General features: G+C 42.4%; 9 protein-coding genes. All 9 read right to left on the minus strand.

What is annotated here, in order from left to right:
• Positions 1-13: 13 nt before the first annotated feature.
• Positions 14-1,756, minus strand: coding sequence for a PASTA domain-containing protein (locus HXT50_RS02865; protein WP_032842433.1), 1,743 nt, complete (start codon positions 1,754-1,756; stop codon positions 14-16).
• 83 nt (positions 1,757-1,839) lie between these two features.
• Complete coding sequence (locus HXT50_RS02870; protein WP_004106024.1) at positions 1,840-3,123, minus strand: deoxyguanosinetriphosphate triphosphohydrolase; 1,284 nt, start codon at positions 3,121-3,123, stop codon at positions 1,840-1,842.
• Between the two features lie 64 nt (positions 3,124-3,187).
• Positions 3,188-4,567 carry an alanine racemase gene (gene alr / locus HXT50_RS02875; protein ID WP_421777000.1) on the minus strand — a complete coding sequence of 460 codons (1,380 nt, stop codon included), beginning with the start codon at positions 4,565-4,567 and terminating at the stop codon, positions 3,188-3,190.
• Between the two features lie 84 nt (positions 4,568-4,651).
• Positions 4,652-5,191 carry a histone acetyltransferase gene (locus HXT50_RS02880; RefSeq protein ID WP_032842431.1) on the minus strand — a complete coding sequence of 180 codons (540 nt, stop codon included), beginning with the start codon at positions 5,189-5,191 and terminating at the stop codon, positions 4,652-4,654.
• A 53-nt stretch (positions 5,192-5,244) separates the two neighbouring features.
• Positions 5,245-5,739 carry an S-ribosylhomocysteine lyase gene (locus HXT50_RS02885; RefSeq protein ID WP_004106032.1) on the minus strand — a complete coding sequence of 165 codons (495 nt, stop codon included), beginning with the start codon at positions 5,737-5,739 and terminating at the stop codon, positions 5,245-5,247.
• Positions 5,740-5,856: 117 nt separating this feature from the next.
• Entirely contained in the window at positions 5,857-7,539 is a 1,683-nt protein-coding gene (locus HXT50_RS02890) for an ABC transporter ATP-binding protein (RefSeq protein WP_421777001.1), read from the minus strand.
• Complete coding sequence (locus tag HXT50_RS02895; RefSeq protein WP_004118899.1) at positions 7,536-8,420, minus strand: ABC transporter permease; 885 nt, start codon at positions 8,418-8,420, stop codon at positions 7,536-7,538. The genes HXT50_RS02890 and HXT50_RS02895 overlap by 4 nt, the downstream gene beginning before the upstream one ends.
• A 42-nt stretch (positions 8,421-8,462) precedes the next feature.
• A complete protein-coding gene (locus HXT50_RS02900; protein WP_421777002.1) occupies positions 8,463-9,428 on the minus strand; it encodes an ABC transporter permease in 966 nt (321 codons plus the stop codon).
• A gap of 475 nt (positions 9,429-9,903) precedes the next feature.
• Entirely contained in the window at positions 9,904-11,595 is a 1,692-nt protein-coding gene (locus HXT50_RS02905; RefSeq protein WP_112928747.1) for an ABC transporter substrate-binding protein, read from the minus strand.
• Positions 11,596-11,619 lie beyond the last annotated feature (24 nt).

Here is an 11,619-nt window from a genome sequence, read left to right on the forward strand (position 1 = left end):
AGACGCGGCCAAATCACAATGATTCGCCAGGAATTGCACTCCAGTCGAAAGGTTCTTCCACAAGATAGTACGCGTTTGAATCGTCCGGAGCTGGAGCGAACGGAACCGCGCGACTACGCTCCGTAGGTACAAAAGGATTAACCCAATCGCTTCCTGCTTTCTGGTCCATGCGCGTTTCTTTGTATAGCTTAGGATTTCTGCGCAAAATAAACGGTCGTGTCAAATCAGGCTTATTCTCAACTTTTCCAACGAAATATCCGCTATTTACAAGCTTATCGAATTTCGCACCAACAGGCACAACTACCATAAAATCTCGCATTGTATAGTAGAAACCAACACCATTGCCTGGATCATCTTGAATACGGTGATATTCGTCTGGATCGTTATCTGGATACTGAACGTATTTTCCATTCAGGCATGCGAATCCAGCACCCATAATAAAAGTATCCTCACCGCCGCATTCTATAACTCCTCCACCAGAATACAGTTCAACAGCACCAGTATCACCAGAAATAAGGTGATTTCTCATCATTGAACTATTTGGAAGATTCTTATCAAATACAGCGTAATCCGTAGGATCTTGGCCCGTTGAATTTAGTGTAAGAACACCTTTCATATTTATATAATCTTTGTGGTCTTTATCAGGTATTCTACCGTTTTTATCAGCAATATCTGCCGGTATAAGTTCCGTAATGTCCTTCTCTTCCGTGTCTAATTCGGAAACTCCACTCATAAAACGCGGAATAAGATTTATGCAATCGCCACTCTTCGTGCACCACTTGCCAACAAAAGAGCCTGCTCGAGTTACAAGATAAGCCGTTTCGTCTCCGAAAGTCATCGGCTCAGTCACCACATCCTTAGCTTTGGACGCGTCAACACCATAGTAAAGCGTTACGGCTTTAGGATTGCCTTTAGTGCCCAAAGCTGGGTAGGCGCCAACGATTTTGCCAAAATACTTTGCAGACGAGAACTTCGGGCGAAGATCCACGCTGAAAGGCTTAGAAGATAGCATGTCCTTGGCTTTGTCTTTATCTAATCCAAACACGTCAACTGGCACGCCATCGCACTTTTCGCCAACCGCAATATTTATTACGCCGTCTTTACCAACAGCATTTCCAGGCATAGGGCTAGACGCAACAATCTTACCGTCTGCAGTATCGGTGGAAGGAACGTGATGCAGTTTTACTGGAACGCCCATTGACTTCACAATTTTCTTAGCATTGTCCAGACTTGCGCCAACAACGCCTTTTGCAGGAACACCCGGGCCTTTAGATCTTAGAATTTTTACAACTGTTTTAGTTGACACTTTAGAACCCGGCTTAACGTTTGCGTATCGAAGGAAGTTGCCCTTCTTTTCGGCGCCAAACTCGTCTATAACTTTCGCACGGAAACCCTTATTTTCCAAGGATTTTACAACTCCATCCGTATCGTCTCCAGCTTTTGCTTTAGGAATTTTAGCGTAGGCTTTTGCACTGGTTAAGTTTGCGATTGAATTAGGATTTTTTACGCAATATAAAACAGTGCCTGTAATTACAAGCGCGATTGCAAGAATAATGCTCGTAATCATAATTATGAGTTGCTTGCGATTATGAAGAGGGTCAAATTTGAAGGAATTATGAGATTGCGACGAGCTTGATAAGTTGGACGAGTTTAATGAGCTGTATGAATCGGCTACATCGCTTTCAACAACAGCTCCACAAAAACTGCAGAACTTGTTACCTTCATCAATCTTATTCCCGCAATTTGCACAAAACATTCTCAACCTTCTTCGCACACTTTAGTCTTTACAACAAATCTACACTCACAGCTCACCCAGAACAAAGCACTTAGCAAAAGCACCTAGCACAAAGCCGCGTGAAGAGTTGTAGCAGAACCGTCTGTAAGACTTGCCACCTGGTCGATTGCAACACGAAGACGCTCATCATCGTTAGTGCACTCGTTCCAATCTCCCACGAATACTTCCTCCATTGCATCGTGCGAGCGCGGCGACTTGCTCATAAATACTTCTACTAAATCTGTCAAAATTTTCTGTTCGCGCTTATAAACTTCACGCTCGCGAGGAGCGATTATAAAGTGCACAGCTAAGCTTTTCAGCATCACAATTTCGTAGGAAGTATTTTCCGGAATCACAAGGTTTGCGCGGTAGCGAACAAGCGGACCGTTGCCATAACGCTCACGCGTAGCGTGCTCAACAGAGCTTGCAAAACGACCAATAAGAGCACTAGTAATATTTTTCAACTGCGCTAGCGCTCGACGAGAACCGTCGAAAGAATTAGGAAACATGTGAAGCGAGCGCAAACGTTTCAAAGCATCCAAAAGTTTATCTACATCCCAACGTTCACCATACCATGCATGGGTTTCTTCAATAACTTCATCTACAACTTTTGAATCCGCAACTAAAGCAGGGTTAAAAGCGCCAGTTACAATCGCATCCTCAATATCGTGCACACTGTAAGCAATGTCGTCTGAAAGATCCATTATTTGACATTCCATTGGTTTTGCTTCGCGTGGAGCACCAATTTTCAGCCATTCAAACACATCTCGATCATCCGGATACACACAGAATTTCAAATCACGCTCGCCTTTATCGTGCGCTTTTGCTTCTTCTAATCCCCACGGATACTTCACTGCAGCATCTAATGCTGCGCGCGTAAGATTTACTCCTGCACTTCTACCGTTTTCGCGAAAAACTTTCGGTTCTAAGCGCGTAAGTAAGCGAAGAGTTTGTGCGTTTCCTTCAAATCCACCAATATTTTTCGCTAATTCTGCGAGCGCGCGTTCTCCGTTATGGCCAAATGGTGGGTGCCCTAAGTCGTGCGATAAGCAAGCGCAATCAACAACATCCGGATCGCATCCAAGCATTGCTGCAATTTGCCTACCAATTTGCGCAACTTCCAAAGTATGTGTCAAGCGAGTTCGAGCAAAATCATCCGAACCCGCAACTAAAACCTGGCTTTTTGCACCCAATCGACGTAGCGCAGATGAGTGTATGATTCGCGCACGATCTCGTTCAAAAGGCGTTCTCACACGAGTGTGATGAGGCTCACTCGCCCAGCGCTCAGTATCATGCAAATCGTATTCGCCAACGATCTCATTATCCGATGCAATTACTTCGTTGCACATACAGCACCTCTTTTATTTGCAATTAAGGCTAATTTAACCTTCTAAAAAACCAAGCAGCAACAAGCTATATAAGACTTTTTGCGTCCAATTTTGCAATATCGCTAGAAGATAGCACTTCGTAAGCATTGCGGTAAAGCCGCGGCACGCGAGGTCCGATTCCAGTCATGATTTCGTAGCTGATTGTTCCTGCAGCTTCTGCCCAATCGTCGGCAGTAGGCTCAGCAAATTCCACACCTCTTCCAGGACCAAAAAGCGTTACAGTATCGCCTTCTCGGACGCCTAACTCTGCAGCATCGCCTTTTAAATCAACTATGAACTGATCCATGCAAACTCGCCCTGAAACATTCAAAATTCGCGCACCTTTATTGGTTTCTACTCTAACCGGTCCGCCCTGCTTATCAACATGACGCGCACCTTGCATATCAAATCCGGAAGCAGATCGCAAAATTCCGTCAGCGTAACCAAGCGGCACAATAGCAGTACTCGTATTATTTGGAGTTAAATACGTGCGCCCGTAGGAAATTCCATGCCCTTCTTCTACAGCTTTTACAGTGCCAAGTTGCGCTTGAAGCGTCATAGCTGGTTGCAATCCATAAGTTTGAGAATCCCCCATTGCAGGATCCGGCTCGTATCCATACAAACCAATTCCTGGTCTAACAAGCTCAAAACGAATTTCTGGACGATTAAGCGTTGCAGCAGTATTCGCTAAATGGCGGATTTTAGGTGCCACAGATGCTTCTTTCATGCGATTTGTAAACTCGTGGAATTGTTGGATTTGCCGGTCGGTTGCATCTACAAATTCTGGAACATCAGGAGAATCTGCCACAGCTAAGTGACTCCATTGGCCAATAACCTCAATTACGCCTTCACTAGAGTATTGTTGCAATTTTTCTAGAGCGGCACTAAAACCTTCTGGCGTAAAACCGTTTCGTCCAAAACCAGTATCGACTTTTACGTGCACGCGAGCAGGTTTACCTAACTTTCGTGCAGCAAAAGCTACAGCATCAAGAGAGTCAACAGAGCCTACTGAAATATCGATATCTGCTGTAATCAGATCTGCAAATCTCGTAGTTGGAGCGCTAGTAAGCCAAGTGAGAATATGGCAACGGCTAGAATCAATACCAGCTGCACGCAAACGCAACGCTTCGTACGTTTGAGCTGTGCCAAGCCAAGTAGCACCTCCAGCCAAAGCCGCGAGCGCACTAGGAACAAGCCCGTGACCGTATCCGTCTGCTTTTACGACTCCCATAACTTCCGGCGCATTCTGACTAGGCTGCAAATCTTGCGAAACGCGCTCAACCAAAGTACGCATATTGTCTCGAAGCGCCTTCAAATCGACAATTACTTGCCCAGGGTATGCACTTAACGCACAAGCATAGTTTGCTTCTAACATTGCCGTATTACGTGCACTATTACTTGCCGCATTACTTAAATCTGTACTCATAACTCACCTAACTGATTTAGTATGCTTTAATGCTACATGCTCTTTTGTATACTCTCCATAAGCTTTTAAGAACACATGCGCATTTCATATGACATGATTAAGTGTTTGCACCCATTGGTATGCAATACGTACTGCACTGTGCGCACGATCTGGAATAACGACCAATCCACAACGACTAAACCCTGCACGCGTAATTACTTTTTGCATAATCACGTTATCTGGATGCGTATCAATGCGTACATTATTATAGTTTTGCTGCACCCAATGCAAGCACGCTGTTGCCATTTTTGGTTTTATTCCCGAAGATGCTAAGCGGTGAATTGTTACATAAGGGGAAATATCATCAAGCCATGCACCGTCAATACTGGCATACACTTCATCAACACCTTCACATAATGCGAATTGCGCTAAAATACGCTCGTTATGCGATTCTGGATCCTCGTCAACAATCAAATAGAAACGTTTTAAACGAATATCCTCAATAACACTTGAAACAAGTGGAAAACTATTCCCCCACTGATGAGGATTACCTGTAACACGCATAAATTTGCGAGCATTTTCATAAATATGCTCAATATTTCGCAAGTCACCAAGAGTTGCTTTTCTCAATGTTATATCTTCCATGCCAACCTCTAAAAGAAACCAAATAAAATCACGCAAAATTAGCTAATTATTACTTACACAAGTTTGCGCTCAAAAGGATCCGAACTAATTCCCTTCGCTAGAATATCTTTACACCATTGACTAGCACCAAATAAACTGTGGTCTCTATAGTTGCCGCAAGATTCAATAGTTGTTGCAGGAACATCATCCCAGGTGGCCTTAAACGCAATAAACTCAAGAGATTCCTTTAAAGCACGCGCCACATCTTCTGTGCTGTGTTCGCCCCAAGTGAGCAGATGAAAACCAGTTCTGCAACCAAAAGGAGAGCAATCAATATAGCCATCAATACGCTCACGAAGTAACACTGCAATCATATGCTCAATTGTGTGCAAAGCTGCAGTAGGAATCGCTTCCTCATTAGGCTGCGTTAAACGAATATCATAGTTGGAAATAACATCCCCATTAGGACCTTTTTGTGTATTGATATAGCGCACATAAGGTGCTTTTACTTTAGTATGATCTAGTTCAAAACTTTCTGGTCTAGGTCTAGACGCATCCTGCTTATTCATAAGTATTCCCTTCGCTTAACTACACAATAAACAACGTACTCTTTAACGTAGTGAGTACTTCTATAGTAGACGGTAATTGCCTAATTAGTTGAAAGATTTATTAGTAGAAAGATTTATTTACATGATTGCTGCGTTTACAAGAGCACGAGTGTAGTCATTTTGTGGATTATTGAGCACATCATTTACACTGCCACATTCCACAACTTTTCCTTCATTAAGAACAATAACTCGCGTTGCTAAATGCCGGATCATACCCAAATCATGACTTACAAATATGCATGACATGCTTTTACGCTCGGAGCGAATGGATGCAAAAGCGTCTAAAATGCGAGTTCTTTCCGCAACATCAATTGCACTCATAGGCTCGTCAGCAAGCAAAACTCGAGGATTATTGATTAATGCGCGAGCAATACAAACACATTGCGCTTGACCGCCAGAAAGCTCGTGAGGATGACGTTCCAAAAAATCTTCAGGTTTTAAGCCTACTAATTTCAGCATTTCACAAACACGCTGCTCAATAGTTGCATCGTCTAATTTAAGCGATTTTTGCCATATTCTAAGAGGCTCAGCAACACTTTTTTGAACTGTCCAGCGTGGATCCAATGCGGCAAACGGATGCTGAAATACAAGCGACGATTCGCGTCTCATAAGCGTACAAGCATTTTTATTTACTTCTAATAAATTGGCATTATTTACAATTTCACCGCAATAAGTAACGTTTCCTTCAGAAAGAGTTTCAAGCCCCAACATAGCGCGTATAAGAGTTGTTTTGCCGGAACCAGATCCGCCAATAATCGCCAAAGATTCGCCGATATTAAGATTTAAATCTACGCCTCTTAACACTTCAGCACGAGTTTTTGCGCGACCTAAAATAACGTGAATATTTTTTGCATTTATAAGCGAATTTTCTTCACTATTGCCAATACGGGAATTAAATTTCTTAGAATCAACGTTTACAGAACCAGTATTTGCAAAATCAACATTTGCAGAACCCACTTTTACAGAATCTAAATTTTTAGAACCTAAATTTTGCGCTCTAAAAGTCAACTTTTTAGCAGCACTCACTAATTGTTTAGTAGAAGAAATACGCGGATTATCAAGCAAATTCTTAATATTTTCACTATCGACCACACGCCCAGAATCAAGCACATAGCAACGATTAGCAGCATGCGAAAGCACAGAAAAATCGTGCGTTACAAAAAGCATTGAAGCGCCCATATCATCTACAAGTGAAGCAAGCATTCGCACAACTTCACTTTGTGTAACCGAGTCAAGCGCGGTAGTAGGCTCATCAGCCAAAATCAAACGCGGAGAAGTAATCAAAGCTGTAGCAATACCAACTCGCTGCTGTTGACCTCCAGAAAGCTCAAACGTGCGTTTAGATGCGAGATTTTTCGACAACCCTACTTTTTCAAGCATCATGCATACTCGATTGTGAATATCGTCATCATCTAGATTGTAATGTATTCGCAAAGGCAAAGAAATTTGTTTTTCAACGCTTAACATTGGATTAAGCGCTCTATTAGCCTGCTGAAATACTACACCAACGTATTTTCCGCGAATAGAAGCTAAATTTTCATCTTTTGCTTTCACTGTTTGAAAATTGCCAAGCATACAAGAGCCTGAAATTTCAGCATTTGACGGCAATAATCCAGTTATAGCTCGAATTAGCATAGATTTGCCAGAGCCAGAAGAACCAACTAAGCCAACACGCTCACCGTCAGAAATCTCAATTGATACGTTGTCAAGAATTAGTTTTCCGCCAAGTTTTAGCGTGAGATTTTGAATATTTAAGCTCATTTTTCCCCTACTTTATTCGTACTTTTTGATGAAGGATCTAAAACTTTGCGCAATACGTCACCAAAAAGATTAAGAGCAACAACAACCACAGTCACAATCAAACCCGGCCAGACAACCGATAAAGGATTTACGTGAATTAACGAAACAGAAGTAGCCAACACGCGCCCCCAGCTAGGAACTCCAGAAGGAACACCAATACCCAAGTATGTTAAGCCACTTTCAGCCAAAATAACAGTTCCTGCAGAAAGAGAAAGCTCAACAAAAGCAACAGGAATAATATTTGGTAAAACATGATGAATAAGAACATATTTACGCGAGGAACCTTGCAAAACAGCTGAAGTCACATAATCAGATTGCAACGCAAGCTGCGCACTAGGTCGTACAATACGTGCTAAATTCAAGCCATAGCCAGTTCCACAAGCAATAACAATCACAACAACACTAGCTCCAAACGGAACTGCAAGTATAAGCGCAATTAAAACAGTTGGAATAGAAATCAATGCGTCAACAGACATAATGCTTATTGTGCGAACAATTTGTGAACTAGAAATCATAAAGCTCAAAACAATAAACCCAATACAAGTAGCAACTAGAACAGTAGAAAAAACGAGAATCAGCTCAATTCTTGAACCTGCCATAAGCCAACTAAGCATATCTGAACCAGTGCCGTCCGTGCCAAGCCAATGCGAAAATGACGGCTTCTGCCATACTTTAAAACCATTAGTTTCTAAAAGTGAGTACGGAGTCCATAAAAGCGAAAGCAAAGCAACAAAAAACCATATTGCAAACGTTAAACACACAAATTTACCGAAAGTAGCATTCCATATGCGCTTAAACAAAGTAGATTTTACTTTGATACTTTTTTTAGACATATTGCACATAAAAACTCACCTTATTCGCATGTTAGATTCAACAATAGGAAATTAATTCAAACTATCTTTAGATAACCTAGGGTCAAGTAGTCGATGGGTAATGTCAACTACAAAGCCGATTAGTAAGAACAGCGCAGCAAGCATAAAAAGCTCACCTTGCACTGCAATTAGATCGCGCAAACCAACATCTCGAACCATTCCCGTACCAATACCAGGTAAGGAAAACAGGTTTTCAATAACCATCACGCCCATAACCATATGAGCGAAAGTTAAACCAATAACAGATACAAGTTGAGGAAGAGCAAGTCGCAAACCAACACGCCACACAACTTGTTTGCGAGTCATTCCGCAAGCCATAGCTTGAGAAGCTACTTCACTTTTAACAATATTTTCAACAGTTGCAGCAGTGTAACGCATAAAACTAGAGCCAACAATAAGTCCTACTGTAAGAGCCGGAATAAGAAGAGACGCAAAAGCTTCAGGAAATTCGCTCCAGCCATCTGTAGGGAAACCTTGAGTTGGCAACAAACTGAACACACCAATACCGCGTCCTAATAGCAAAATAAGTAGCATGCAACCCCATAATGCTGGAACAGAGCCTGCTGTAATAGCCAAAAAGCGCATAATTGCCTGTGAAAGTTTGCCTTCATGAGTAATTTGCAAACATCCAAGTGAAATACCAACTACTAAAGCAATAAACAGACCCAAAAGAATCAGCGGAAAAGTAATAGAAGCACGCATCGCAATAGTTGAACTTACGGAACGACCAGTTAACATGGATACGCCAAAGTCACCGCGGAAAACACCACAAATCCAGTCAACATACTGCGTAAAAAGTGGTTTATTAATACCAAGTTCTGCTCTAAGCTCCTCTGCTTTTCCGCTAGGAGCGTTTAAGCCGGCCATAACTTGCGCAACATCGCCCGGAAGTACACGTAACGATATGAAAATAACTACAGAAATACCAAGTAAAGCAAGAGTAAACAGCAATACTCTGTAGCAAATCATGCGAAACATAAAATGCCTCCTTTCTATGTTCTTCTAGTCGAAACGCACCACAAATACACAAATTCGGGCACTAGTGCAGTTTGCGCGCTGCGCGAGTGTCTCATTTTGCATGTTTTGGGACACTCGCGCAGATTACGCTCGCGCGCTTTGACCGAGCTTGAAATCAACAGGATTTCAAGCTCCTTCAAAGCGTGATTTGGCTCAATTGTGAAGCACGGTGTGCTTCACATGCCAAATCAGCCGAACGGCTATGCCGTGAGGAATATGCGCGAAGGCAGGCCGTCAGCGCACACAAACCACAACCAAATTCCCAATGTGCCCACATGTGAGTCTTCCCTGCCTTCGTCAATCGAGACGAAGGCAGACCTCGCTTGCGCTGAAAGCACACTGTGCTTTCAACTTGAGCAAGCTCGGCGCTCCGAGTTGCCTTCGCGCGCTACGCTCTATGCGCGAAGGCAGGTCGTCGCGCACAGCTAACACAAAATCAGTTAAGCCGCAGGTTGTATAGCGGCAAAATCTCTTGATTCATGTCAAAAGGCATTCCTTCAAGATTCTTCATTTTCGCAGTTACAACGCGATAGTTAAACAGCCAATCAGCAGGAGCATCCTCGCTAATAATTCGCGCAGCTTTAGCAAGCAATTTATTTGACTCTTTAGGATCCGCACAAAGCATAGCTTTAGCATACAAATCCTGGACTTGCTTATTGTCGTAACCGTAGTAATACGTAGGATCCGCCCACTGCCCAAAATCGTGACTCTCATTGTGATCAACCATCGACAAATCATACTGCTTATTCTTATAAACATCTTGAAGCCAAGTAGTAAACTCAACAATATTAACTTTCAAATTGATTCCAATAGGCTTCAATTGCGAGCGCAGCTGATCGCCAATTTGCGTGCCGTAAATATTCGGATAAGTAAGCGTCAAATCCATAGGATGAGATTCGTCAAATCCGACTTCCTTCATTAACTCCTTAGCGCGCTGCAAATCATGAGGATACAGCTTAGTTAAATCCTCATAACCAGGGTCAAGAGAAGGAATTGGACCACCAAGAGCTAAATCCGTGCCGCCACGAGATGCAATAATTTGCTTGTGATCAATCGCGTAACGAATAGCTTTGCGCACGCGCTTATCCTTAGTACGTTCGCCTTTCATATTCATAGCTAGAACAAATTTATCTGTGCCATTACCTGCACTGACATCGTAACGCTTGGAATCATCTTTAAAAGGCTTAGCAAGTTGACCAGAAATAGGAGCTAATGCTTGCACAGAACCGGAAGAAAGTGCGTCAACCGCTGCGTTATCGTCAACAAAATAGCGAACTACTATCTTATTAGTTTGCGCACGATGAATACCTTTATAACGCGGATTTGCTTTTAAAACAACACGATCATTTGGCACAAATTTGTCAATTAGATACGGTCCAGAACCGACTGCTTGAGTTTTTGCATCATACTTTGCGCTTTTATCAAAAACTAAACCTGAACGACTGCAAAGTGCCCACAAAAGCTTAGCATTTGGCTCTTTAAGAGTGATTTCAAACGTGTAATCATCTTTTGCTTTAGCAGACTCAACTTTTCCAACCATGTTAGAGCCGCGATATTTTTTAGCAATAAGCTCGCTAAACGACCATTCTGCATCATGCGCAGTAAGCTTATTGCCGTTAGAAAATACAGCACCCTTACGCATGTGGAATGTGTAACGCAAACCATCTTTACTTACTTCCCAGCTTTGAGCTAACGAAGGAACTACCTGATTAGTAGCATTGCGAGCAACTAAGCCTTCATACACGTTACCAATAAGCAACTGGTCGAGTGAGGAACCTGATTGATTACGGATATCAAGATTCGTAGGAGCTAACTTTAGACCTATAGATATAGTTTTGTTCGAAATTTCCGATACTGAATTTGATTTATTTGGTTTATTAGATGTAGTAAGAGTTGCAAAAATTGCACTAAACACTACTACCAAAACAATAGCTAAGCTAAATAGCCAGATCTTGCCCATTTTGCGTTTCGAGCCTGAATAAGCATATTTTTCAGCTTCATTCAGCGAAGAGTCAGTGCTCGCAACGAAAGAAGTGCTTTTATTAGTCTCATTGTTAGTTTTACCGGAGAATTTTTCAGTCGCGCCGTTTTCTTCGTGCACGCTTTCCTCAGGTTTGCTGTTAGCCATACCATAAACCTTTCTTAATGGCAT

This window comes from Gardnerella sp. KA00243, from assembly GCF_049244105.1.
GTDB lineage: Bacteria > Actinomycetota > Actinomycetes > Actinomycetales > Bifidobacteriaceae > Bifidobacterium > Bifidobacterium leopoldii.

Coding starts and splice junctions, on each gene's coding strand:
- HXT50_RS02865 (WP_032842433.1), bottom strand. CDS start 1,756: ATGTTTTGTGCAAATTGCGGGAATAAGATTGATGAAGGTAACAAGTTC.
- HXT50_RS02870 (WP_004106024.1), bottom strand. CDS start 3,123: ATGTGCAACGAAGTAATTGCATCGGATAATGAGATCGTTGGCGAATAC.
- alr (WP_421777000.1), bottom strand. CDS start 4,567: ATGAGTACAGATTTAAGTAATGCGGCAAGTAATAGTGCACGTAATACG.
- HXT50_RS02880 (WP_032842431.1), bottom strand. CDS start 5,191: ATGGAAGATATAACATTGAGAAAAGCAACTCTTGGTGACTTGCGAAAT.
- HXT50_RS02885 (WP_004106032.1), bottom strand. CDS start 5,739: ATGAATAAGCAGGATGCGTCTAGACCTAGACCAGAAAGTTTTGAACTA.
- HXT50_RS02890 (WP_421777001.1), bottom strand. CDS start 7,539: ATGAGCTTAAATATTCAAAATCTCACGCTAAAACTTGGCGGAAAACTA.
- HXT50_RS02895 (WP_004118899.1), bottom strand. CDS start 8,420: ATGTGCAATATGTCTAAAAAAAGTATCAAAGTAAAATCTACTTTGTTT.
- HXT50_RS02900 (WP_421777002.1), bottom strand. CDS start 9,428: ATGTTTCGCATGATTTGCTACAGAGTATTGCTGTTTACTCTTGCTTTA.
- HXT50_RS02905 (WP_112928747.1), bottom strand. CDS start 11,595: ATGGCTAACAGCAAACCTGAGGAAAGCGTGCACGAAGAAAACGGCGCG.